Below are 23774 nucleotides of genomic sequence, written 5' to 3'. Positions count from 1 at the left end.
ATTCAAGTGACTATTTCTGTCAATAGTCACAAGCAAGGCGCATGAATGCCGCCCACTCGATCAGAGCAGCGCAAAGAGGCCTGATGTCTAGTTTTTCCGGGCACACACGCTGCCGAGGGATGCGCTGCGCATCCCTCGGCAGAGGTTCAAGGCATCAGGCTGCGCAGAACGAGATTGGTGACGAGAGAGGGAGCGTCTTCGACAAAATCGAGGTTGTACTGCAACAGCAGAGGATTGGTGAAAGGCCGCAGGGCGAGATGAATCGCCTCGACCGTCTCGTCCAGTGGCGTCTTGCGCTCGAACTCGCCGAGCTCTCGCCCTTCACGCACGATTTGCAGGACGAAGCCCTTGAGCCGAGCGTCATAGACCTGCGAGCTGGGCCAGCGCTCCGACGCGGAGAACGCCGCAATGTCGTAGAGCTTGCGGTCGTTGAAGAACAGGCTGACACCGGTAGCGATCAGGGTTTTGACCAGGCGTCGAAAACGTTCGGTCGCCGAGATGCCGTCCACATTGATGGCCTGTTCCACGGCCACCACGATTTCAGTCAGGCAATGGGTGCAGATGGCTTCACCAATCGCCTGCTTGGATTCGAAGAATTTGTAGATGTAGGCCTTGGAAAAGCCGATGGCCTTGGCCAGGTCGGAAACCGTCGTCTTGCCATAACCGTACTGACTGAAATGCGCGTTGGCCGCCGCAACGATCTGGTCTCGAATGTCGTGATCGGCTGGGCCACGGGTGCTGGGCGAAGAAACTGAGGGCTGATTCATGCGAGCAGCTTACTCATCCCATGGGTGGTTGACAACTTGTGACCAAATTGTAATATCGTCACAAACCGACCCTTTCGCAGGTATCGCATGCACCCTCCTCCTCGTTTCGCCGTCTTGCTGTGCCTGGGTGTGGTTGCGGGTTGCACGGTGGGCCCCGACTACTCGGAACCCAACGTGGCATTGCCCGAACATTTCTCGGCGCAAACGTCCAAGGCACCCCAAGTGGCCGCCGTAGAAGCCGATCTCGCCACGTGGTGGAACGCATTCAATGACCCGATTCTCAGCCAGCTGATCAATCGGGCGCTTGGACAGAACCTCGATCTAGCCCAGGCAAGCGCAAGGATCGAGCAGGCTCGCGCCGCCCTGGGCGCAGCCAACGCCGCCCTCCTGCCGTCGGCCACCGTCAGCGCTCAAGCGGCCCGCGCCCGTCAGTCACTGGAGACGCCGCTGGGCCAGGTGCTGAATTCAGCCCCTTCCTATAACCGCAACGGCAGTGCCTATGAGGCGAACCTGAATGCCGGCTGGGAGCTGGATGTCTTCGGCGGGCTACGCCGAGGCAAAGAAGCCGCCCTGGCCGATTATCAAGCCTCGCAAGCCGGGGCGATTGCCACACGCCTGGCGGTGGTCGCCCAGACAGCCGATCTTTACCTCAGCATCCGGGGTCTTCAGGCACGCCTGGACATTGCCCGGCACCAGGTAGACACACGGCAACAACTGCTCACCACCATCGGCCACCTCTACGCAAAAGGCCTGGCGGCCGAACTGCAGTTGAACCAGACCCAAGGCTCGCTGAATCAAGCGCAGGCCACCGTTCCGGTGCTGCAGGCAGGCCTCGACACGGCGATGAATGCACTGGATGTCATGCTGGGCGAGGCGCCGGGCACCGATAGCGCGCGGCTGACGAAGCCGGCGCCCATCCCCGAGGTGCCAGGTCTCTCAGACATGGGGACGCCGAAAGACCTGCTGCGTCGGCGTCCAGACTTGATCGTCGCCGAGCGCCGGCTTGCGGCCTCCAACGCTCGCATCGGCGAAGCCATGTCCGAGTACTACCCCAAACTGTCTGTGGCGGCGCTGCTCGGCAGCGCGACCGCGGTATCCGGTGCCAACCTGTTCAGTAACGGCGCCAGCCAGGCTTCGGCGGGGCTGGGATTACGTTGGCGGCTGTTCGATTTTGGTCGCATCAACGCGCAAATCGATTTGGCCAAGGGCCAGGAAGCCGAAGCCTTGGCGGCCTACCGCCAGTCCGTGCTGCGGGCCTGCGAAGACGTTGAAAACGCTTTTTCGGCGCTGATCAACCGCGAGCAGCAATCGACACGGCTCGCCCAGGGCGAGGCGGCGTATGCGAAAGCACGGGCGACGTCGTTGGTCGCCTATGAAAAAGGCGTGGTCAGCCTGATCGAAGTACTGGATGCCGATGAGCACCTTTTAGCGGCAGCCGATGGCAGGGTCCAGGCGCAAACCGAATCGGCGCGCGCGGCTGTGGCCACGTTCAAGGCATTGGGCGGCGGTTGGCAGCGGGACGCCGCCGAGGCGCGCGTTGCCTCGAAACGGCCTTGACCCGATCGCTTTCGGGAGGGATGGCAGCCAGCGCTCTCCCTCCCCCGGCGACTGTCTGCCTCCGATTGCCTGGCGCCCCTCCCTGAAGTAGGCTGTGCGCCTTCCCACGCCAGCCGTCACGACCCATGTTTTTGCCCGTACGCCCCGCCCGCCTCTCACTCTCGATGAGCCCATCGCAGGCCTTCGCGGTGTCGCAATCCGATTGCGCGATCAACCGTCGCCGTCGCAGCGTGCTGTTCGCCTTTACCTTCTCGCCCCACGCCAGCCACGCCTAGCTGCGCCCGAACCCGGCGCGGGCCTGATGCAGCACCGGCTTCGATCCGCCGGGCATCGGGCCGACAACGGCTTCTCATCGCAAGCATCCCCGACCTGCGCCAGCGCGGGCCGGCCCGCGATCCTGCCTGAGCCCAAGCCCCGCGCCCTGGCAAATCGTCTTGAGCGCCCGATCCATCGGGCGCAGGTGTCCTCCATGAACAAAACCCTGCTGGCCGCGCTGATCCTCGGCATTTCGATCGTCGGCCTGGGCATCGGCTCCACTGTGCCGATCATTGCCTTGCGCCTGTATCAGGCCGGGGCCTCGAACACCCAGATCGGCATCATGTCGGCCCTTCCCGCCGCCGGCATGATGCTCTCGGCATTCCTGGTGAATGGCCTGTGCCAGAGACTCAGCCGCCGACAGATCTACCTGCTGTGCTTCAGCCTGTGCGCGCTGAGCATCGGCGCCCTGGAGATTCCCGACATCGGCCTGGCCGGCCTGGGGCTGGCGCGGATCGTCATGGGCTTCGGCGCCGGGCTGATCATTATCCTGGGGGAAACCTGGGTCAACGAAATGGCCAGCGATGCCATGCGCGGCCGGGTCATCGCGGTCTACACCACCTGTTTCACCGTCTTCCAGCTGATCGGCCCCGGCCTGGTGGCACTGCTCGGTCCGGAAGGCCCGGCCGTGATCGCCACCGTCAGCCTGGGTTACCTACTGGCCATCGCCGTGGTCTGGCTGACCCTGCCGCGCCAGCGCCCGCTGGCCGCGCATGCCCAGGGCAGGAACTTTTCGGTACTGGGCTTCATCCGCGTGGCGCCGGCCCTGTGCGTGGGCATCCTGTTCTTCGCCTTCTTCGATACGGTGATTCTCTCGCTGTTTCCGGTCTACGCCGCGACCCATGGCTACGCCATCAAACTGGCGGCGTTGATGGTCAGCATCATTCTGCTGGGGGACGCCGCCTTCCAGTTCCCCCTGGGCTGGCTCTCGGACAAGGCCGGGCGCGCCGCCATCTACCTGGGTTGCGGCGTGGTATCGCTGGTGATCGGTTCAGGACTGCCGTTGCTGATGGACTACCCGGCGCTGCTCTGGCCGAGCCTGGTGATCCTCGGCGCGGCGGCCGGCGGGGTGTACACCCTGGCAATCATCCTGATCGGCCAGGAGTTCAGCGGCCCCGACCTGGTCACGGCCAATGCCAGCGCGGGGTTGTTATGGGGAGTCGGCAGCCTGCTGGGACCGCTGCTCAGCGGCGCGGCCATGAGTGGCGGCGCCCACGGCCTGCCGCTGACGCTGTCGGCCGCGGCCGCCGTGGTGGTGCTGTTCGCCTGGTCGCTGGTCCGGCAAGGGCTGCCAGCCAAGGCGACGCCCTAGTCGCCAGGCCCGGAGCGAACGCCCCGCCCTGGCGATTGCGCGAGGCCGGGCTAGGCCTTGCTGGTTTCGGCCGCGCCACTGGCATGGGACGCCGCCTGGGGGGCAGGTACAGAGTGCTCGCCATGCGCGGTGTCCAGTACCGGGACTTCATTCCCCTCGGCGTCGTGCAGCTTGCCGCCACTGAAATAGTCGCCTTCGCGCAGCGCCGCCAGGTCCTGGAAGCGCAGTGTGCGCTCGGACGCCACGGCAAACACCGACTGCTGGTCCGAGTTGCCCAGGGTGAAGTGGTTGAAAGTCAGGTTCAGCACGATGGCCATGATCGCCGACGAACTGATGCCGGAATGGAAGATAGTGGCGAACCAGCTCGGGAAATGGTCGTAGAAGTTCGGCGCGGCGATGGGGATCATGCCGAAGCCGATCGAGGTGGCGACGATGATCAGGTTGACGTTGTTGCGGTAGTCGACCTTGGACAGGGTACGGATGCCGCTGGCCGCCACGGTGCCGAACAGCACGATACCGGCGCCGCCGAGCACCGAGGTCGGCACCGCGGCGATCACCCGCCCCATGAAGGGCAGCAGGCCGAGGATCACCAGGAATACCCCGCCGGTGGCCACCACGTAGCGGCTCTTGATCCCGGTCACCGCCACCAGGCCGACGTTCTGGGCAAAGGCGCTCTGGGTGAAGGAGCCGAAGATCGGCGCGATCATGCTCGACAGCATGTCGGCGCGCAGCCCGTTGCCCAGGCGCTTGGAATCGACCTTGGTGTCGATGATCTCGCCCACCGCCAGGATGTCGGCCGAGGTTTCCACCAGGGTCACCATGACCACGATGCACATCGACAAGATGGCGGCGAAATGGAAGGTCGGCATGCCGAAATGAAACGGCGTCGGGAAACCGAACATCGGCCCCTGGGTGACCATGGAGAAATCGGCCATGCCCAGGAACACCGCAATGATCGTCCCCACCACCATGGCCAGCAGGATCGACAGGCGAGATATGGTCGCGCTGCCGATCTTGCTCAGCAGCAGCACCAGGACCAGAGTGATCGCCGCCAGGCCGATATTGGCCATGCTGCCGAAGTTTTCCGCATGGCTGTTGCCGCCCATCGCCCAGCGTGCGGCGACCGGCATCAGGGTCAGGCCGATGGTGGTAATCACGATGCCCGTGACCAGTGGCGGAAAGAACTTGGTGATGCGGGAAAACACCGGGGTGATCAGCAGGCCTATCAACGAGGCGGCGATCACCGCGCCGAGAATCGACTGGAAGCCCCCTTCGCCACCACTGCTGACAATCGCCACCATGGTCGCCACGCCCGAAAAGGACACGCCCTGGACCAGCGGCAACTGGCAGCCGAAAAACGGTAGGCCAAGGGTTTGCAGAAGAGTCGCCAGACCGCCGGCAAACAGCGACGCCGCGATCAACAGGCCGATGTCCGCCGGCGCCAGGCCGGCCGCCTGGCCTACGATCAGCGGCACCGCGACGATGCCGCCATACATGGTCAGAACATGTTGCAGGCCGTAAGCCATATTCGCGCCAAGACCCAGGTTTTCATCTTCGGGCCGTTGCGGTGAAACAGAGGGCGTCTTCATGGTTGGGGGATTCCCTGGTTTTTGTTATGGACACACTGTATTCAACACTCAAGACAAATGTCCATATGTTTGTATACACTTTCAGTCTCGCCATCCTTCACGGCTATCACCGCCCGTTGTTCATTCCCGCCCTTTGCGAAAACGCCCTTTGGTAGCTGGCGCTGCTAGAATCGCCGCCCAGGCAACGCCCTTGATCAGCGCAGGGAAGCGATCGAATGAACCATTTTGGATACACCTTTCACCTTGCCTACGCCAGTTTCCGCACGGTCGTCGTTGTGCAAGCCTTTGTCCTGGCCCTGTTCAGCGCCTGCTTCGCCGACAACTTGTGGCAAGGGCTCTGGGCCGGACTGGGGACATTCGCCCTGTTCGTCGCCGGCGGTGCGGTGCTGGGGTTTCTGCCCATGGCGCTGGTTTTCACACCCTTGTACGCCTGGCTGTGCAGCAAAGGTCACGCCAACTGGCTCAGCAGCCTGCTGTTGGGGCTGGCGATCGCCGGCCTGCTCTGCCTTCATCCATGGTTGCGCTGGCTGATGCCGCTCTGGCTGCTGGACAGCGCGCTGGTGGCGCTGCTGACCCATTGGGCCTATCGCCGCGGGCCAAGGGAGCGGAATGAGATGGGGTGGGAGGACGCCCGCTCATGAGCCCTCCCAATATCGGCCTACCGTCACGCACCGATCCTGATCGAGCGATCCGGCAGCCGTCCTGGAACAGAGGTTTCGCCCTCCTGGCCAGCGCGGCGTTATCGATGCTGGCTGGCAGCGCGCAAGCCACACCGACCTGCGGCGACTTCCTGGCCCGGATCGGCGACAAGCCCGCCTTTATCGAGTTTCTCGAATGCCACGCGGAACCCGAGCTGCAGACCAAGCCGCTGCGGGCCACCTATCGACTCAAAGGAGCCGAGGCCCAGGCGGCCGAACGCTATCTCGCCCGGCAATTCCACATGCAACCCCTGCGGCGCTCCTGCTGCATCTGGGATGCGCCGCCGGGCTTCTATCGCGATCCGCATAACCAGCAGGGCTACACGATGTTCATGAGCTCGGGGGAAACCTTCGTCGATCGCCGCGACGCCTGGATGGAGATCGATTATTTCTACCTGACGGTCGACCTCGATACCGAGGAACCCTGAAGCGCGGGCCGCTCAGGCCGATTGCGGCACCGCGAGCAGTTCGCCCAGGACTTCTCGCAACCGCGGAGTCTGCGGCACCCGGATGGCGAACTCATTTTGCAGCAGCGCGATCAATTCGTCGGGATCGCTGATCTGCCGCCGCTCGCTGTCCTGGCCCAGGCGATGCACGGCGTAGCTGCCGTTATTGAGGGTTCGGCGCAGGCCCTGCCCCATCAGCGCGACTTTCAGCTGGCCCAGAAACGGCGAGCCCGGGTGGGTCGAGACGAACCAGTTGCCCATTTCGTAATCCGCCGCCTCCTGGCGCTGCAGGTCGAATACGTACATCGCCCGCCACTCGCCCGCGACCTTGGCGCGCAAGGTGTAGCTGCCGTCACGCGCGGTGATGCGATAGGGCTCGTGGGGCGTGGCCTGCTCCTCCTCGGTATCGAGCCGCAGCGGCGCCGTGGGCACCATGCCGCCGAAGCCGACATCCGAGACATACGGCACACCCTCCAGGCTCAGCAGCACCAGGCGATGGGTTCGTGCTGGCCAGGCATCTTCCGGGCCACCCATCACCACCCGCCCGGTGATCCCCCGCGCCTCGTAACCCAGGTACTGCAACAGCACCAGATACATCTGGTTGAGTTCATAGCAGTAGCCACCGCGCCCCTCATGCAAGACCTTGTGCTCCACCGAGGGCAGGTCGATCGGCACCGGCATCCGCATCAGGGTCGAAAGGCTTTCGAAGGCAAAGGTACTGGTGTGGCGCAACTGCAGTTCGCGCAGGGTCGCCAGGGTCGGCGGTGGCGGGCTGTCATAACCGAGCCGGTGCAGGTAAAGCGCGAAGTTCATCAGGTGGGGCTGGCTCATGGGGGACGTCCTTATGCGTGGGGTATCGCCTATCGGCGCTATGTATAAGCCATAAACGCCTGCTGCCGACAATTGATTTGGCCAATATCCTGATTCGAAACAACGCGCTAATGGACCTTGCCAAGCCGCCGGCGCGCTCTTGTAATGAACGCCCTCTCCCTTCACGCCGGAAACCCGCCATGGACCCACTGGAAGGCCCGCGCATCCGCCTGCGCCCCTTGCAACTCTCCGACGCCGAGGCCCTGGTCGCGGCCGCCGGGGACGGCGAACTATGGAACCTGCCCTTTACCGTGGTGCCGTCCAGCGCGACGGTCGGCGACTATTTGCAGATCGCCCTGCGCGGCCGCGACGCCGGCACCGTCCTGCCGTTCGTGACCGTGCTCAAGAGCCACGACGAAGTGATAGGTTGTACCCGTTTCTGGAAGATCGATCGACAGAACCGCAAGCTCGAGATCGGCAGCACCTGGATCGCCGCGCGCTGGCAGCAAAGCTTCGTCAACACCGAAGCCAAGTACCTGATGCTGCGCCATGCCTTCGAGGTGCTCGACTGCGTGCGGGTGCAGTTCACCACCGACGAGATCAACGAGAAGTCGCGCCAGGCGATCCTGCGCCTGGGCGCAAAACAGGAAGGCATCGTGCGCCACGAACGGATCATGCCCGATGGTCGCAAGCGTAACTCCGTCCGTTTCAGCATCATCGACGATGAGTGGCCGGACGTGAGGCAACGCCTCGAACAGAAGCTGGGTTATTGCGCTCCAAACTGAACGCGCGGGCCTGGTCTACCGCCAGACGATCAGTGTTCCGAGCGCACCTGCGGTTCGCTCGCGCATTCCACCGCCACCTGGTTACGTCCTGATTTCTTGGCCTGATACAGCGCAGCATCGGCGTGTTCGAGAAAGGCCGCCGCACTGTCGCGGCCACTCGGAACGAAACTGTAGCAGCCCAGGCTGAGCGTCACGCAGCCGAAGGGCGAACCGGTGTGGGGAATGTTTTTCTCCATGACACTGCGCCGGATCTGCTCGGCGATGACCAGGGCGCCCTGCATCTCGGTATCGGGCAGCAGGACCACGAACTCCTCGCCGCCGTAGCGCACCGCCAGGTCGGCGGTGCGCTGGCAGCAATCCCTCAGCACCTCGGCCACCTGGGCCAGGCATTGATCCCCGGCGACATGCCCATAGGTGTCGTTGTAGCGCTTGAAGAAATCGATATCGAGCATGATCAGGCTCAGCGGGCTCGCCTGCCGCCCTCCGCGTCCGAATTCGGTCTGCAGGGCCCGCTCGAACAACCGGCGATTGGCCAGGCCGGTCAGGCTGTCATGGGTCGCGATCACTTCCAGCGCCTCCTGCGCGGTGCGCAGGTCAGCCTCGATCCGTTCGCCATTGCGCACCTGATGCACGAAGACCCAGCCGAACAGGCCGATGCCGAGCACCACCAGGGCAACGATGGCGCTGGACTGGTAGGCGCTGGCGTACCAGTCCTTGAGGATCGCATCCTTCGAACTCGCCACGCCCACCACCAGCGGATAGGCCTCCAGTTGGCGGTAGCCGTAGAGGCGCATTTTCCTGTCAATCAGCGAGCGGATCATCGCCGTGCCGGAAGGGGCCTGGGGCAAGTACTTGCTGAAAATCTCCCCACGCGCCAGCGACGCGCCGATCTGCCGCTCCTCCCAGGGACGTCGTGCCAATAAGGTGCCATCGGAGAGCGCGAGGAACATGGTGCCGTTGGTGCCGATATCGAAACTTTTGAAGAACTGGTCGAAATAGGCCAGCTTGATGCCGGCCAGCAGCACGCCTACGAAGTTGCCCTGCTTGTCGTTCAAGCGTCGCGACAGCGGAATAATCCATTCGCCGCTGTCCTGGCTACGGATCGCGGGGCCAACATGGGCCAGCAAGGAAGCGTTCTGCTGGTGGAAACGGAAATAGTCCCGATCGGCGACGCCTTCGTTATGTGGCAACCGCTCGAGCGAGGTCACCACCCAGTGCCCCTCCCGGTCGAATAGAAACAGGCCATGCAGCTGTTTCAACGCCAGGGCCCGCTGCGCGAAGATTTTCTCCAGGAAAGGCTTCTGCGCCGGGCCATAGCCATCTTTCTGAATCCAGTCGCCCAGGCTGGCCAGCACCAGGTCGGCCTCGACGAAGGTGTCTTCGGCCTGCTGGGCCATGGACCGGGTCAGGTTCGACGAAGCGATCCGCGCCCGTTCCATATCGTAGTGATAGGACTGTTCCAACTGCAGGTAAAGCAGGCCACACAGGCACAGGCAGACCATGGAAATGAACACCACTGCAGCCTTGAGCAGGGGAAGCCGTTTCAAGGAACGATCGAGTGACGGGTGCGGATCGTAGATCGGGATAGGCAAGGCATCATCCTGGCAGGGGTAGGCATGCGATGCAGCCGAATGCGGTTAGTGGCCAATCCTAAGAGGAAATCAGAGTGGGATCTTCTGAAAATGTAGAGCATTTTTCTGATGCCCATCAGTGATATATAAAAAATCCCCCTGCACAATACAACCGCCATCAGCATTGCCAGCGGTCATGAATCGCTGGTCACCGCCCGCCAAGGTAAAGTACCTTCTGATACTGCACTTACCCCTCACATCACGATAGGACGTCGGAATGAGTAAGGTCGATGAACTCGCCGCAAGGCTGAAACAAAAGCAGGACCGCTGGGCCAAGGAAGACCTCTCGGCAGACAAGGCCATCGAGCTGTGGCCCGCGCAGGTCTATGAGATGTACCACCAGATCGAGAGCTGGCTGACGCCCCTGTCGGAGGCCGGCCTGAACATCCGGCGCGTTCCCACCCGGGTGTTCGAGAGCCATTCCTCCGGCGCCACCTTCAACTACGCCATCGACCAACTGCTGATCGAGGGCAACCACAAGAGCATCCTGCTCGACCCCATCGCCCGCTTCACCGTCGGTGGCGCCGGGCGGGTCGAAATCCACGGCAAAGGCCCGGAGCGCTATATGCTGCGCAGCGGCAGCGAGCATGGCGAGGGGCACTGGTTGATCCAGACGGTTCCAGGCCCCGGCAAATCCCGGCCGGACCCGCTCAAACTCAATGAAGACACCCTGCTGTCGGTGATCCAGGAAGGCCTGGACCTCTGATCGCCGCTCAAGCGACTGCCTCCAGGGGCAGTCGCACTGTCTAGCGCCACACGCCCCCACCACTCCCAAACCCCATTCCTGATAAACTGCCCCTCCTTCGCCTCACCCATCCAGATTGCCCATGCTCCTATCCTCTGCTCCAACCGCTTCGCCAGCCCTGTCCCGCCGCTTCTCCGTGGCGCCGATGATGGATTGGAGCGACTGATTCCACGGGCCTTGTAATACGTGCCTTGTAGCGCACCGCAGAAAACCCCGTACCACTTTTTTACCACTCACCTCCTGAAAAATCACTGCCGGTTTGTAGGTCGAGGCCATTTCGATTGCAGGCCGTGAGACCTAAGCTGGTACGATGGTGGCATGGAAGCCACTCACGCTAGGATGCCTATGAAGCCCCTCATTCTCTTCATCTCAGCGCTTTCCTCAACTGCAGGTGCTGCGACGCTCGAAGACCAGGTCAAGGCCCACAAAACGGTCGAACAGCTATACCGAGAAGCCGTCCAGGACATCACTGACAACGTGTTGGTGAAGTACCGCGATAGCCTTCAGATCGATGATCCAGTGCTCGAAATCCTGTCGAGCACATCGAAGACTGTCGATATCAAGGTCACCTACACATGGCATGTCCCAGAGTCCGTGCTCGAAGAGATGCGTGACACGCTGGGCAAGTACTTTCTTACGACGCTGTACGAGTCCAAGATCACCGTGGGCACCCACAACTGCAATGGGCATATGGGCAGCAACTACTGCAACATCAGAGACAAGCTTGGTCAGTTTTTGGGGTCAAAGTCGGTAGGCACGGAAGTAAGCCTGCTGGGCGTCAAGGACATCTTCTCGTACAACAGTCGCGGCATTGAATATCCGCAGTCCAGGCGCTATAGCAGCGTATTCACAGTGGACAAGGCAAGGGTCAAAGGCGATCCCAAGCCGTCATTTGCAAGCCATGTGTACAACATCAGCGGCTGCACTCCGTTCGTCCCCGAGTGCAACATCAAAGGCATCTATCGCAAGTAAAAGCTCGGTAGAAGCCCAGAGCCGCAGTCCCTACCATCGGCATTGCTTTCCGTACGACATTTCCGAAATCTGCCGGCTCCCCTGTGTGGGTGAGAGAGCGGGCGCGTGAACGTAAAGGTCTTGAGTACTGCGCATTGCAGCATGCAGCTTCAAAAGTGCCCCGCCCTAGGCACATCTTGCGTTTTCATGTTGACCCACGGGAAATAGGTTAGGAGGGTTAGTTTTTTGCCGGGTGCCCTGAAAGCCTTGTCTGCTATGGCTTTTCGAAGGGTTGGCAAGGTTAGCTTTTGGGTTATGTCTGGTTATTTCCTAACCTTTATTAGTGTTAAATATTCAATATGTTAATTCCTTTAAAAACAGTCACTTACGAATTGCTAACCTTTAACCTAACCCAACCTAACCCATCAAAGTTAGGTCTCAAGCCCAACAAACACGGGCCTTCCAAGCCCAACGCCCCCCTTCAAAAAAAAACTAACCTTTTTCCCGAGGCACCTACTGATTTCAGCCGCTCGTGCGTGCTTATAAGCGTTGCGTAAAACATCCACCCTCGCAGGGTTCCGCAGGTTTCTCCCCCCTCCAAAACACCAAGCAGGCGCCCAGCCTGAGCCGCCGAGAGGGGTCCGCAGGTGTGCAGAAAAAACGACCCATTTAGCCCGCAGGCGAGGTGGGGGGACGACGGCGCGCGCCAGGTAAAGGCAGTCCTAGCGGGCATCTGTAGCACGCCAACCCCCCGTTTTGTAGCACATTGCTTCCCGCGCCATGCTTCAGCTCCCCTGCGGCTCTGCACATACTGACGATCCGTATCCTCATAGGTGCACCAAACGCCAGCGGTTATTAGCCCGCCACCCGCTCACTGTCGTCGTGACATGATCTGAATGCTATGCAGATCTGGCTTCCTCTCGCATGCTCAATGAGCGAAAACCTTGAGTCTTGGGCATAAAAAAACCGCGGGATAGGCGGTCATTCAAGGTCTACTCTGCTATCGGCAGGCGATACGGCACAACTGGTCCAGCTTTATGGTGTAGCTCTGACTCATCATCTCGCGCCGCATTCCCCCCCAGTCGCGGTTCGCCGGCACATTGGCCGCACGTGGTGAGGAAAGACGATCTGAAGGGATTGTCGGGCAGGCGACAGAAGGGCAATATGAGTATCAAAATGCCATAAGTGCTCGCATCCATGGACTCATGGATTAAACAACCAAGAGTTTTTAACTAGAGCCAAACAATGGAAAGATATAAATTTTTATATGAATTATCACGCCAAGCCCTGAATGAGGACTTGGAGAGATTCAAAAAACTAGAGGAAAAGGCCGGAAGATTTTTAAGCATTTTGAGCATTGGCATAGTTGGCTATACCGCATTAAACAATGCCGCATCATCTAAAATTTTCCCAATATGCGGAACACCAAGCTATACATTTATAGCTCTCTCTATATTGACTTATTTAACGCTATTTTCCGCAAGCGCTCGACTATTCGCCAGTATCAAACTTTCTAAGAGCCCGCGCGTCGCAATAGACGAACACACTAATAAAATTATTGAAAATGAAGACCTGCTAACCTCTTACTACCAAATGGCAATGGCTTGTCAGGAAGCTCAAAAAATCTCAAGTAGACAGTTAGACAAGAAGACCAATCTACTACTGAGCGCATACAAAGAAATAAACTTTTCTGGTTTCCTGCTATCGGCATCCTTAGTTAATTACTTCCTAATTTTATCAACCAAAGGAGCGTAAACCATGAGCGACAAAAAAGAACCGCAGAAAGAAGACCAAAAACCTAAACCAAATCCTGACGCTCAGAGACCAAAAATCGAATTCGTCCTAAACCATGCCCCACCAGGAAAAAAGAGATAGCTAAATTATTATTCAGGATTTAAACCATCCCGACTTAAATTATAAATGGGAGCAGCATTATGAACACGGAAAGATTTCGAGCGCACGTCCAGTACGATGACTTCAAGGGAACAGCGGCAGCTGATCGTCATGACAATCGTAACATCTCCCACTATTTGGAAGAAAAAGGACTTCTTAAAGAGGATGAACTCGTAATAGGCATCGAGATGTGGTCTGGAGAAGTTCACGAAAATGTTCAGAATGCCCCCGTTTATGTGAGCGTGTTTGTGTCGTCAGGTGGGAGGTACGACACAATTCATGAGGAAGTGATTTCGGGTCAGCCTGTTCATGTGCGCAAAATCAGACTCGAAATGCACTTGAATGAGTTTTTCGGACTGTTCAAACGCTTCGCCATAGCTATTTCAGGTTTTGATCTTACAGACCGTGAAATAGCTTTCGACGACTGACAGCGAATCAAAAATATAATTGGCCTTGCACTCATTGAGTTGAGGCCAATTCATACGGTTTAAATCGCATCACATCCTCCCCGAGCCAGTCATTCACCTGCGCCATACGCGCCTGGATCGGCTCCAGCTCGTTGGCCGCGTAGATCTGCGCCGCTTCCCTGATCGATCCAAACCCACCCGCGTTCTGCGGCACGATGCCCATCAGTTGCGGCGGAATACGCAAACTGGCCAGCACGTCGTCGCGGGTCTGGTTTTTGATCGAGTTGAATTCGTCCTTGGCCGTCACCTCGCTGACCGGGATGATCTGCAATCCGTCCTTTTTGCCGTTCGGCGAGTACACAAACAGGTTGCGGAAGTTGCCCGGCCCCTTGGAGTCCTTCAGCGCTTTGCGCAGTGAGTCGACGTCCGCTTCGTTCTGCGCGGCGTCGGTCATGTAGAGGATGAAGCCGGCATGACTGCCGTTCTCGTAGTACTTGCGCCGAAATAGGGTGGCCGACTCATTCAGCAACGCCGACTGCAAGGCGCTGATCCACTCGGGCAGGCCGTACACTTCCTGGTGCAGATCCGCCTCCCGCAGATGGAAAACGGTGCCCGACTCAAATTCGTGCTCTTCCTTCCAGCCCTGGACCATGAACTGCCGACCATCCTTGCCCGAGCGCATGTACTTCGCCAGCGGCGGCACCAGCTCGCGCACCGGGCCGAGCATCGAGCGCCGCCCTTCCAGATAACCGTTGCCCAGGCAAAGGAAATCCAGTGAAAACTGTTCGAACGCCGCGCGCGACAACAGCCGGTGCGGGATAAAGGTCTTGCTCAACAGGTTGCGCTTGAACATCAACCCGGAATGCAGATGCACGCTGGAGCCCACCGACCGTGCCAGCCCATCCAAAGACAGCGGGGGCTCGTACCAACGCCCGTTAAACCAGCACTCCAGATAATCGAACACCTCCCGCCCGCTCAGCACGGGTGACGGATCGCCGAAGCTGAACGCCTCCATCTTGCTCTCACTGCGCGGAATAAACTCTTGCGTTACCACGCCGGGTGCCTGAGCCAGTTGCTTGTTATTTCTGCGGCGGTTCGACATCAAAAAATCTCCATCCGTCCGGTGTTGGCAGAGGTCTGCCCCTCCAGCGGTTCGTTGTGCAATGCGTGAAAGAGCGCCCATGCCAGATCGGCGTGGCCGGTGTTGTCGTTGCGGCCGGCGGTGTAGGTGAATTGGCGACCGCCTGCGGTGATGGTCTTGCGGATCGCCATCAGCGACTGCGCCATGTCGGTCCAGCCGGCGTCGAACTCCAGCCGGCCCCGGTGGATCACGTCGTAAGCCTTCAGCACCAGGCGCGTCTTGACCTCGGGCGAATAGCTGAACGTGGTGACATTGGGGAAGAATTGGCGCACCAGCTGTGCCACGCCGCTGCCCAGGCCGGTGACGTCGATCCCGATGTACGTCACCCAGTAGCGGTCGCAGACGGCTTTAATCACGCTGGCTTGCGCCGCGAAGTCCATCCCACGGAACTGGTGGCGTTCCAGCACCCGGAACTTTCCGCCCGGTACCAGCGGTGGCGCGACCACCACCAGGCCCGAGCAGTCACCGGTCTCAGCAGGGTCGTAGCCCACCCACACCTGGCGATCACCAAACGGGCGCATGGCAAACGGCTTGTAGTCCTCGGCCCACTCAACCCAACTGTCGACCATGCACGGCTGCAGTACCGTCAGCGGAAAGATGCTTGCGCCGTCGTCAACGAACTCGCACATCAGCAGGTTGGCGAACGCCTCGGGGCTGTACTCGCGGCGCAGTTCCTCAATGTCGAACAGGTCGCAACCGCCTTGCTCCGCGTCGAGAATGGTGACGATTTGGCGCCACAACCGGTCCTCGCAGAATCGCCCTTGCTGGAGCGCGCCGTGGGAAACATCGACCTTGGTGTGTTGCGCCGCTGGTTTGCCTTTGTTGAAGCGTTCGCCAGTCCAGAACGTATAGGCTTCGTGGGCCATGGTCGACGGCGTCGAGAAGTAGGTTTTGCGCCACTTCTTGTGCATCGCCATGCCGGAGGCGACCTTGTTCAGCTCCTCAAATTTGAACGTCCAGAAGAACTCATCGAAGTAGAAATTACCGTGGTAGCCCTGAGCCGTGCGTGCGTTGGTACCGAGAAAAAACAGTTCGGCGCCATTCGGCAAGACGATAGGGTCACCGGTTAGTTCAACGCCGATGACTTCGCGGGCAAATGCTTGGATGTACCCACGAAACAGGTACGCCTGGTTTTTCGAAGCCGACAGGAAAATCTGGTTACGCCCGGTCTCCAGCGCATCAATGAACGCCTCGCGGGCAAAGTAGTAAGTAGCGCCGATCTGCCGGCTTTTGAGGATGACGCGAGTGCGCTGGTTTCCCGCCCGGTGCCAATCCTTCTGGTAGTCGAAACACCCATCGATAAACGCTTCGCGCAGCAGCTCGACCTGATCTTCGCTGATGTCGTTTTTCGGCGTCTTTTTCTTCGGCCCTTCGTTGCGCTTGGCAAGGTTGGGGTTGAGTTCGGTTTCGGTACCGCCGCCCTGGAAACGCTGAATGCGCGCCTGGCGTTCCAACTGCCGGTGCAAAAGGTCAATTTCTTTGAGGTCACCGCCGCTCTTGCCTTCCTTGAGGATCAATTGCACCAGGCGTGCTTCCAGTGCGCCTCCAATCCGCTCAACGTTGTCAGCCCGGTCCCACTCGTCACGGGCCTTCCAGCTGTGTAGCGTTTTTTCCTTTTCGCCCGTAGCCTCGGCAATCTCGCAGATACGCCAACCCATCCAATAGAGGAACTTGGATTGGCGTCTGGGATCGATGGGAAGCAGTTCGGTCGTAGTCATGGCCGCGATGCTGCCGCTCTGGCCTGCGACTCAGTAGCGCCGCCACTTGTAGCCCCGCCCTCTACAATCCCGTCCCGTTGCCGCAACTCGCGCGCGTCACGACCATGCCCCTCATTGCAACGCACTTAGCGCCCAACGCATTGAGGATTCCCGGCATGAAGAAATTTCGCAGTAATTGGTTCCGTGTCGCCGTCGAGGGCGCTACCTCGGACAAGCGCACCATCAAACGCAGTTGGCTGGAACAAGCGGCGAAAAACTTCAACCCTTCCACATACGGCGCCCGAATCTGGCTAGAGCACTTCCGCAGCTTGCTGCCAGACAGCCCGTTCAAAGCCTACGGCGACGTGCTCGCGGTCAAGACCGAAGAAGTAGAAATCAACGGTCAGAAGAAGCTGGCCCTGTTTGCCCAGGTCGAGCCAACACCCGACCTGATCGCCATGAACAAGGCCAAGCAGAAGATCTACACCTCGATTGAAATTGACGACAGCTTCTCGGATACCGGCGAGGCGTACATCGTCGGCCTGGCGGTGACCGACTCTCCTGCCAGCCTGGGCACCGACGTACTGTCTTTCTCTGCGCAGAAGCCCGAATCCAGCCCCTTCAAAGACCGCCACTACTCGGCGACGTCGATGTTCACCGAGGCAGTGGAAACCGAGCTGCAGTTTGAAGAAGTCGAAGACAAGCCCGGCCTCGGCGCCCAGCTTTTCAGCAAGGTCCAGGCGTTGCTGGGCGGCAAACAGGCAAAGGACGATGCAGAGTTCGCCCAGATCGGCCAGGCCGTTGAAGCGATTGCCGACCACGTCAAAGACCTGCCAGATCAACTCGCCGCCGAGAAGAAATTTTCCGCCGAACTGAACACTAAGGTCGAGCAGCTCAGCAAAGACCTGGTCGAGCTGAAAACGACCCTCGGCAACACACAAGACCACTCCCAAACCCAGCGCCCACCGGTAACCGGCGGCGGCAAACAAGCCCTGGCTGAATTCTGACCTGCGGCCTCAACCGCCCAGCCCTTTATCGGAGACACCCATGCGTAACGACACTCGAAAACTCTTCACTGGCTACCTCGCCCAGGTGGCACAGATCAACGGCGTGGAATCGGCTACCGCCACGTTCAGCGTGGACCCGACTATCCAGCAGCGCCTGGAAACCAAGATTCAGGAATCCAGCGAGTTCCTGACCAAAGTCAACGTCATCGGCGTCGACGAACAGGAAGGCGAAAAGGTCGGCTTAGGCGTCGGCGGCACCGTTGCCAGCCGCACCAACACCAAGGTCAAGAAGCGTGAGCCAAGCAGTATTGGCACCCTGTCCAGCGACAAGTACCGAGCTGAGCAGACCGACTTTGACACCTACGTCAGTTACAAGCAGCTCGACGCTTGGGCGAAGTTCCCGGACTTCCAGACTCGTCTGGCCAGCGCAATTGCCCAACGTCAGGCGCTCGACCGTATCCAAATCGGTTTCTACGGTACTTCGGCCGCTGAACAAACCGACCGCACCGCGCACCCGTTGCTGGAGGACGTCAACATCGGTTGGCTCCAGCAATACCGCACTCACGCGCCTGACCGCGTGCTGAAAGAAGGCGCCGTCGCAGGCAAGATCACCATCGGTAAAACCGGCGACTTCAAAAACATCGACGCCCTGGTCTATGACGCCATTCAGTTGCTCGACCCTTGGTATCGCCGTAACCCCGGTTTGGTGGTACTGACAGGCCGAGAGTTGGTGCACGACAAGTTCCTGGCCTTGGTCAACAAGGACCAAGACGCGACCAATACCCTGGCGAGCGACCTGATCATCTCGCAGCGCCGCGTCGGTGGCCTACCGCTGTACGAGGTTCCTTACATCCCTGAAGGCACCATCCTCATCACCACGTTCGCCAACCTGTCGGTGTACTGGCAGATCGGTGGGCGCCGCCGCTACCTCAAGGAAGAGCCGGAGTGGAACCGTGTCAGCAACTTCGAATCGTCGAACGAGGCTTACGTGGTTGAGGAATACGGCTTGGGTTGCCTGCTGGAAAACATCACCCCAGTCGAAGAAGCCGGCAGCGAGGGTTAACCCCATGGCACTCAGCATCGCCCAAGCCCACCAACGCCGCGCACGCGCGGCCATGGAGGCGGCAAAAACAGCACCGCAGCAATCCATGGCCGGTGCCACAGCCTACGAGCATCAGGTGAATCAGCTGCTGCAAGACCGCTTGCGCTTGAAGGCCATCCAGTCCAACGAAGGCAAGGCAGCGCTCAAGCTGCAGCTGCTGCCTGAGTACATCCCGTATGTCGAGGGCGTGCTCCAAGCTGGCAACGGCGCTCAGGACGACGTTATGACCACTGTCATGGTCTGGCGCGTCGATGTTGAGGACTACAGCGGCGCGCTGGACATCGCCGACTACGTCCTCAAGCACAAGCTGATCATGCCGGACCGCTTCGAGCGCACCCCCGGTTGCCTGGTCGCGGAAGAAATCGCTACAGCCGCGCTGAAAGCGCAGAAGGCCAACGGCAGTTTTGACTTAGCGATCCTGCACCGCACGGTTGAACTGACCGAAGCCGAGGACATGCCCGACCAAGCCCGCGCCAAGCTGTTCCTGGCAACTGGCCGCGCCACCTTGCACGGCATCAGCGCCGAAGAGCCTGGTCAGCCTGGACAGATTCAGGCCGGTATCGACCTGCTCAAGCGCGCCATCGAGCTACACGACGGCTGCGGCGGCAAGAAAGATTTGGACGGCGCCGAACGCCTCCTGAAAAAACACGCTGCCACTGGCAGCTAACCGAGCGTCCCCACGCACCCCGCCGGCTCGGGGCGGATCGACCAGGCCGCTCCTCCTGAACGTGAAGCCCCGACCACCGGCGATCTATCGGAGCAGCCATGAACACCGCCTTTGCCAACCTCTACCAGAGTGTTTTCACTCCTACGGAATCCGAACGGCGCATGTCTGCAGCGGCTGAACAGTACGTCGCCGAAACAGAAGCATACGACCGCACCGTCTGCACTGGCCCTGTCATACGCGGCGCCATCATGCCGGCCAATTCGCACGAACGGGGCCTTGCGAATCGCAACGCGGTGCGGGCGTTTGACTACCTCTGCACGCAACACCCTGAATTCATCAGGCAACAGATCCGGCGTGAGATCTCCCGCACGGACAGCCGGGGCATTTCCCAATGAGCGCATTTGTTGCCAGCGGCACCGTTTCCAGCGGTCACATCAACACCGACCCGTTCTGGCCGTCGATTGATTTGGACAACCTGCGGGCCACCCTGCGCATCGACTCCAGTGTCACCCCGGCCCGCCTGGAAACAGCCGTGATTGCCGCTGCCATAAACCTCAACCGCGAACTGAGTGACTGGCGCAATGCTCAACAGGCGGCTGGCTACGCCACGCTGGCAGACGTCCCAAGTGATCGGATCAAGGACGTATCGGTAAAGGCCCACCTCTACCGTCGTGCCATCGAAGCCGGTACCGGTGCCGAGGTGTGCGAGCGTTACCGCGACTACAGCGCCACCAACTCCGGCAATGCCAAGGCCGAAGAAACTGCACCCACCATCGACGACTACCGCCGCGACCTGCGCTGGGCAGTCCGTGATTTTCTCGGAAAAAACCGCACCACCGTGGAGCTGATCTGATGCCCGTCAACATCCGCGCCAATCAAAACGAAACCGTCGACGCGCTGTGTTGGCGGTATTACGGCCGAACCGCGGGCGTCACCGAAGCGGTGCTACAGGCGAACCCCGGCTTGGCTGACAACGGCCCCGTCTTGCCGCACGGCCTCCCCGTCAACATGCCCGAAGCCCAAACCAGCGCGCCCCAGCGGCAGATGGTGAACCTATGGGACTGACTCCCTGCAACCAAGGAAACCCACACCATGGCTGATCCGACTTCCAGCGCTGTGACCGGCCTGCTTATGGGCCTGGGCCTGGCAACCGTGACGCCGATTATCGACGGCGAAGCGCTGTTTGGCGCAATCCTCGGCGCGTGGCTGGTGACCAGTACCAAGCACGACCTCAAGGTATGGCAGCGGTTGGGCTCGCTGTTTCTGTCGGCCGGCGTTGGCTATCTGTTCGCGCCGATGGCCTTGCAGGCTATCCCGTTCATCACCAGTGGCGGCGGCGCGTTCCTCTGCGCCCTGGTGGTCATCCCGATCAGCATCAAGCTGATGGTGTGGGTGGAAAAAGCGGACATCTGGGACATCTGGCGTCGCATCCGAGGGGGCAGCTGACATGCCAAACATCGAACTGGCCGTGCAACTGATCACGGCAATCGCCTACTTGCTGAGCGCCTTCCGGTTGGCCTGCTACACCCGGGGCGCATCCCGCTACCGGCGCAGCATCTCACTACTCGCCAGCCTGTTCGGCTCCGCGCTGTGCATCTGCGGTCTGGAAATTCTGCTGTACCGCCAGCCCACCAGCCTCTGGCAAGCCGTCTCCATCGTATTGCTCTGCACCCTGATTTTCCGTTCACGCGGCAACGTTGCCGCCCTGCTGAGGCCCAGCGCATGACCACCACCCTTCGCCATGGCGACCGCTCGCAGGCGGTGCTTATCCTGCAAAAGAACCTCAACAGACACGGCGCCAAACTGGTGCCCGACGGCCACTATGGTGACGCTACAGAGACGGCCGTCCGTGCGTACCAGGTGAAAGTTGGTCTGGTAGCCGATGGCGTCGCCGGCACCAAGACTCAGGCCAGCCTAGCCGGCGGTGACCGCGCCCAGTTGCTTCGCAACAACGACCTCGTCGTCGCAGCCGAACGCCTGGACGTGCCGCTGGCAAGCATCTACGCGGTCAACGAGGTCGAGTCCAAGGGCAAAGGCTTCCTCGACAATGGCAAGCCGGTCATCCTGTTCGAACGGCACGTTATGTACCGCCAGCTCGCCAAGGTTCGACACACGGGCGATGACCCCGCAGAGATCAAGCGCCATGCCGACGAACTCGCCGCGACCAACCCCGCCCTGATCAACCCGAAGGCCGGTGGTTATATCGGCGGTACCGCCGAGCACCAACGCCTAGCCATGGCCCGTCAGATCGACGACACGGCCGCACTTGAATCCGCATCCTGGGGCGCTTTCCAGATCATGGGTTATCACTGGGAGCGCCTTGGCTACGCGAGCGTGCAGGCCTTCGTGGCGGCGATGAGTGCCGGCGAATCGCAGCAGTTCGACGCTTTCACCCGTTTCATTGAAACCGACCCGGTGCTGCATAAGGCGCTGAAAGCCCGCAAATGGGCCGAGTTTGCGCGGCTCTACAACGGGCCGGATTACCTGCGGAATCTTTACGACACCAAGCTGCAGCGCGCCTACGAGCGGCACGCTGGCTGTGAGTGCGGACAAGGGGTGGCGGCATGATTGACTTCGAAGCAGTGGAGAAGCTCCGCGTGCGGGACGGGGATCTGCTGGTGGTCCCGGAATCGACCGAACAAGACGACATGCTACGGCTGGCCGAGTGCATCCAGTTGATGAACAACGCCAGGGCCGTAATCGTACGTGGCCCGATCAAGCAGCTCGACGCCGCTGCCATGAACAAACTCGGCTGGTACCGCGCGTGAGCACCCTGCGCCAGGCCCTGTACGGCATTGCCCTGCTCGGTGCCTTGGCGCTGCTGATCTGGGGCCAGCAACAGCGCATTGACACCGCCCAAAGCCAAGCAGACCTGGCAAAGAGTGCAGCCAAGACGGCCCGCGACGACGCCGACCGCAATCTGGCGACCGCCACCACGCTCACCGCCACCCTGAAGCAAGAGCGCGAAAACCAGTCAACTCTGCGCGCCCAGCAGGATCAACTGCGCCTCGACCTGGCAAAGCGCGCACGAACCATAGAGGAGCTGAAACTTGAAAATGACGAACTACGTAACTGGGCTGCTCAGCCTCTGCCTGACGCTGCTCGCCGGCTGCGCGAGCGCCCCGCCCTCACCGGCGCCGCAGCTTACCGTGACTGGCTGTCCGGCCGTGGTGCCGTGCCAGCTGCCGGCGACAAGCCCAGCCAATAACGGCGACATACTCACCGACGAAGACCGCGCCGAAGCCGCCTGGGCCGATTGCGCCGCTCAGGTCGACATGGTCTACAAACACCAGCAGGCCCACCCATGAACAAGCCCGAGAGCCTGCGCGCTCACCTGTTGACCACCGTTGCCGAGCTGCAGCACAACCCCGACCTGTTGTTGATCTTCATCGACAACGGCAAGGTCCGCTGCACCGCTGCGGCGACTCTTTCTTTTGAGTACAGCTACGATCTGCAGATCATCTTTACCGCCTTCGCGGGGCACCCTGACAGCGTGATGCTGCCCGTGCTGGGGTGGATCAGCATCAACCAACCGGAGCTGCTCGAAAACTACGAAAAAATGCAGAACGGTATTCAGTTCGAGGCCGACATCCTCGACAAAGACAAGGTAGATCTCGGCCTTACATTGCGCCTGACAGAGCGGGTAGTGGTAGGCACGGATGCTCAAGGCAACACGACCGTGAAGCATGCCGGCGAGCCACAGCGCGTGGCGGGTTACCTCGATCCGAATTGGGTACCAGGTTCCCAGGGCAACGCCAGTGAATGGGTAGTGCCTGATGACAAGTAAGCTGGAAGCCCTGGAGACCTGGGCGTCCGGCCTGCTGGAGCAACTCCAGCCAGGCGCCCGTAATCAACTCGCCCGCTCCATCGGCCAGGAACTGCGGCGCAGCCAGCAAAAGCGGGTACTGACACAGCAAAACCCGGATGGCAGCAAGTTCGCGCCACGGAAAAAGCGGGACTTGCGCGGCAAGCAAGGCCGCATCCGGCGCAAGGTTGAGATGTTCAAAAAGCTGCGTACCGCGACCTACATGAAAGCCCGAGGCGACAGCAACGCCGTGACCGTGGGTTTCACTGGGCGGATCTCCCGTATCGCCAGGGTTCACCAGTTCGGATTGAAAGACCGCGCGGAACGCGGCGCGCCCGAAGTTCGCTACGAACAACGTGAAGTATTGGGCTTTACGGACGAAGACCTTGACTTGATCCGAGACACGCTTATAAATCATTTAAGCTCATAGCTGATACGCGCCTAAAAGC

General features: G+C 60.4%; 28 protein-coding genes and 2 pseudogenes. 23 read left to right on the top strand and 7 right to left on the bottom strand.

What is annotated here, in order from left to right:
• Positions 1 to 146: 146 nt before the first annotated feature.
• On the bottom strand, positions 147 to 767 hold the full coding sequence (locus TO66_RS10390; RefSeq protein WP_044462251.1) for a TetR/AcrR family transcriptional regulator: 621 nt from the start codon (positions 765 to 767) through the stop codon (positions 147 to 149).
• An 87-nt stretch (positions 768 to 854) separates the two neighbouring features.
• Here TO66_RS10390 and TO66_RS10385 point away from each other — a divergent pair, with 87 nt between their 5' ends.
• Both TO66_RS10385 and TO66_RS10380 read left to right on the top strand, forming a co-directional pair.
• Positions 855 to 2324, top strand: coding sequence for an efflux transporter outer membrane subunit (locus TO66_RS10385; RefSeq protein WP_044462250.1), 1470 nt, complete (start codon positions 855 to 857; stop codon positions 2322 to 2324).
• A 469-nt stretch (positions 2325 to 2793) separates the two neighbouring features.
• Positions 2794 to 3951, top strand: a complete 1158-nt coding sequence (locus TO66_RS10380) for an MFS transporter (protein ID WP_044462249.1) — start codon at positions 2794 to 2796, stop codon at positions 3949 to 3951.
• A 50-nt stretch (positions 3952 to 4001) separates the two neighbouring features.
• Here TO66_RS10380 and TO66_RS10375 read toward each other — a convergent pair whose 3' ends face one another.
• Positions 4002 to 5540 carry a nucleobase:cation symporter-2 family protein gene (locus tag TO66_RS10375; protein ID WP_044462248.1) on the bottom strand — a complete coding sequence of 513 codons (1539 nt, stop codon included), beginning with the start codon at positions 5538 to 5540 and terminating at the stop codon, positions 4002 to 4004.
• Positions 5541 to 5755: 215 nt separating this feature from the next.
• Between TO66_RS10375 and TO66_RS10370 the strand changes: the two genes are divergently transcribed.
• Positions 5756 to 6181: a hypothetical protein gene (locus tag TO66_RS10370; protein ID WP_044462247.1), complete on the top strand. Its 426-nt coding sequence runs from the start codon at positions 5756 to 5758 to the stop codon at positions 6179 to 6181.
• Positions 6178 to 6666, top strand: coding sequence for a DUF4952 domain-containing protein (locus TO66_RS10365; protein WP_082061058.1), 489 nt, complete (start codon positions 6178 to 6180; stop codon positions 6664 to 6666). Before TO66_RS10370 ends, TO66_RS10365 begins: the two co-directional genes overlap by 4 nt.
• A gap of 12 nt (positions 6667 to 6678) precedes the next feature.
• Here TO66_RS10365 and TO66_RS10360 read toward each other — a convergent pair whose 3' ends face one another.
• The gene (locus TO66_RS10360; protein ID WP_044462245.1) at positions 6679 to 7515 is read right to left on the bottom strand and encodes an arylamine N-acetyltransferase; all 837 of its coding nucleotides are present in this window, start codon (positions 7513 to 7515) and stop codon (positions 6679 to 6681) included.
• Between the two features lie 179 nt (positions 7516 to 7694).
• Between TO66_RS10360 and TO66_RS10355 the strand changes: the two genes are divergently transcribed.
• The gene (locus TO66_RS10355) at positions 7695 to 8279 is read left to right on the top strand and encodes a GNAT family N-acetyltransferase (RefSeq protein ID WP_044462244.1); all 585 of its coding nucleotides are present in this window, start codon (positions 7695 to 7697) and stop codon (positions 8277 to 8279) included.
• A 29-nt stretch (positions 8280 to 8308) separates the two neighbouring features.
• Here the strand turns inward: TO66_RS10355 and TO66_RS10350 are convergent, their stop codons facing one another.
• Complete coding sequence (locus tag TO66_RS10350) at positions 8309 to 9871, bottom strand: sensor domain-containing diguanylate cyclase (RefSeq protein ID WP_044462243.1); 1563 nt, start codon at positions 9869 to 9871, stop codon at positions 8309 to 8311.
• Between the two features lie 256 nt (positions 9872 to 10127).
• Between TO66_RS10350 and TO66_RS10345 the strand changes: the two genes are divergently transcribed.
• Positions 10128 to 10616 (top strand): hypothetical protein, encoded by a 489-nt coding sequence (locus TO66_RS10345; RefSeq protein WP_044462242.1) that lies wholly within the window; start codon positions 10128 to 10130, stop codon positions 10614 to 10616.
• 384 nt (positions 10617 to 11000) lie between these two features.
• Positions 11001 to 11627 carry a hypothetical protein gene (locus TO66_RS10340; RefSeq protein ID WP_156162056.1) on the top strand — a complete coding sequence of 209 codons (627 nt, stop codon included), beginning with the start codon at positions 11001 to 11003 and terminating at the stop codon, positions 11625 to 11627.
• 979 nt (positions 11628 to 12606) lie between these two features.
• Here the strand turns inward: TO66_RS10340 and TO66_RS34270 are convergent.
• Positions 12607 to 12717 (bottom strand): annotated as a pseudogene (locus tag TO66_RS34270) (DUF4113 domain-containing protein); the annotation flags it as partial.
• Between the two features lie 134 nt (positions 12718 to 12851).
• Here TO66_RS34270 and TO66_RS33265 point away from each other — a divergent pair.
• On the top strand, positions 12852 to 13361 hold the full coding sequence (locus tag TO66_RS33265; RefSeq protein WP_156162055.1) for a hypothetical protein: 510 nt from the start codon (positions 12852 to 12854) through the stop codon (positions 13359 to 13361).
• 179 nt (positions 13362 to 13540) lie between these two features.
• Positions 13541 to 13927 (top strand): hypothetical protein, encoded by a 387-nt coding sequence (locus TO66_RS10335; protein WP_044462240.1) that lies wholly within the window; start codon positions 13541 to 13543, stop codon positions 13925 to 13927.
• Positions 13928 to 13958: 31 nt separating this feature from the next.
• On the opposite strand, the gene TO66_RS10330 is transcribed toward TO66_RS10335, so the two are convergent.
• Both TO66_RS10330 and TO66_RS10325 read right to left on the bottom strand, forming a co-directional pair.
• A complete protein-coding gene (locus TO66_RS10330) occupies positions 13959 to 15008 on the bottom strand; it encodes a phage portal protein (RefSeq protein WP_082061057.1) in 1050 nt (349 codons plus the stop codon).
• Positions 15008 to 16765, bottom strand: a complete 1758-nt coding sequence (locus tag TO66_RS10325) for a terminase ATPase subunit family protein (RefSeq protein ID WP_044462239.1) — start codon at positions 16763 to 16765, stop codon at positions 15008 to 15010. The genes TO66_RS10330 and TO66_RS10325 overlap by 1 nt, the downstream gene beginning before the upstream one ends.
• 155 nt (positions 16766 to 16920) lie before the next feature.
• Here TO66_RS10325 and TO66_RS10320 point away from each other — a divergent pair, with 155 nt between their 5' ends.
• From TO66_RS10320 to TO66_RS10260, 14 genes and pseudogenes are all read left to right on the top strand, one after another.
• Complete coding sequence (locus tag TO66_RS10320) at positions 16921 to 17751, top strand: GPO family capsid scaffolding protein (RefSeq protein WP_014717572.1); 831 nt, start codon at positions 16921 to 16923, stop codon at positions 17749 to 17751.
• Between the two features lie 40 nt (positions 17752 to 17791).
• Positions 17792 to 18814 (top strand): phage major capsid protein, P2 family, encoded by a 1023-nt coding sequence (locus TO66_RS10315; protein ID WP_014717571.1) that lies wholly within the window; start codon positions 17792 to 17794, stop codon positions 18812 to 18814.
• 4 nt (positions 18815 to 18818) lie between these two features.
• Complete coding sequence (locus TO66_RS10310) at positions 18819 to 19520, top strand: terminase endonuclease subunit (protein WP_044462238.1); 702 nt, start codon at positions 18819 to 18821, stop codon at positions 19518 to 19520.
• A 98-nt stretch (positions 19521 to 19618) separates the two neighbouring features.
• Entirely contained in the window at positions 19619 to 19915 is a 297-nt protein-coding gene (locus TO66_RS10305; RefSeq protein ID WP_044462237.1) for a hypothetical protein, read from the top strand.
• Positions 19912 to 20373 carry a head completion/stabilization protein gene (locus TO66_RS10300; RefSeq protein ID WP_044462236.1) on the top strand — a complete coding sequence of 154 codons (462 nt, stop codon included), beginning with the start codon at positions 19912 to 19914 and terminating at the stop codon, positions 20371 to 20373. Before TO66_RS10305 ends, TO66_RS10300 begins: the two co-directional genes overlap by 4 nt.
• Positions 20373 to 20585: a tail protein X gene (locus TO66_RS10295; RefSeq protein WP_044462235.1), complete on the top strand. Its 213-nt coding sequence runs from the start codon at positions 20373 to 20375 to the stop codon at positions 20583 to 20585. The genes TO66_RS10300 and TO66_RS10295 overlap by 1 nt, the downstream gene beginning before the upstream one ends.
• Before the next feature lie 27 nt (positions 20586 to 20612).
• A complete protein-coding gene (locus tag TO66_RS10290; RefSeq protein ID WP_014717568.1) occupies positions 20613 to 20966 on the top strand; it encodes a putative holin in 354 nt (117 codons plus the stop codon).
• A 1-nt stretch (position 20967) separates the two neighbouring features.
• Positions 20968 to 21246 carry a phage holin family protein gene (locus TO66_RS10285; RefSeq protein WP_014717567.1) on the top strand — a complete coding sequence of 93 codons (279 nt, stop codon included), beginning with the start codon at positions 20968 to 20970 and terminating at the stop codon, positions 21244 to 21246.
• A complete protein-coding gene (locus tag TO66_RS10280; RefSeq protein WP_044462234.1) occupies positions 21243 to 22088 on the top strand; it encodes an N-acetylmuramidase family protein in 846 nt (281 codons plus the stop codon). Before TO66_RS10285 ends, TO66_RS10280 begins: the two co-directional genes overlap by 4 nt.
• A complete protein-coding gene (locus TO66_RS10275; protein WP_044462233.1) occupies positions 22085 to 22288 on the top strand; it encodes a hypothetical protein in 204 nt (67 codons plus the stop codon). Before TO66_RS10280 ends, TO66_RS10275 begins: the two co-directional genes overlap by 4 nt.
• Positions 22285 to 22728, top strand: coding sequence for an Rz-like lysis system protein LysB (lysB, locus tag TO66_RS33900; protein WP_044462232.1), 444 nt, complete (start codon positions 22285 to 22287; stop codon positions 22726 to 22728). Before TO66_RS10275 ends, lysB begins: the two co-directional genes overlap by 4 nt.
• A pseudogene (lysC, locus tag TO66_RS33765) lies at positions 22643 to 22828 on the top strand (Rz1-like lysis system protein LysC); the annotation flags it as partial. The gene lysB and the pseudogene lysC, both read left to right, overlap by 86 nt.
• Positions 22825 to 23307 (top strand): phage tail protein, encoded by a 483-nt coding sequence (locus tag TO66_RS10265; protein ID WP_044462231.1) that lies wholly within the window; start codon positions 22825 to 22827, stop codon positions 23305 to 23307. The pseudogene lysC and the gene TO66_RS10265, both read left to right, overlap by 4 nt.
• Complete coding sequence (locus TO66_RS10260; protein ID WP_044462230.1) at positions 23297 to 23755, top strand: phage virion morphogenesis protein; 459 nt, start codon at positions 23297 to 23299, stop codon at positions 23753 to 23755. The genes TO66_RS10265 and TO66_RS10260 overlap by 11 nt, the downstream gene beginning before the upstream one ends.
• Positions 23756 to 23774: the final 19 nt, after the last annotated feature.

The organism is Pseudomonas sp. MRSN 12121, assembly GCF_000931465.1.
Classification (GTDB): domain Bacteria; phylum Pseudomonadota; class Gammaproteobacteria; order Pseudomonadales; family Pseudomonadaceae; genus Aquipseudomonas.
The sequence above is the reverse complement of the archived record's forward strand: the minus strand, read 5'-3'. Positions and strand labels throughout refer to the sequence as shown.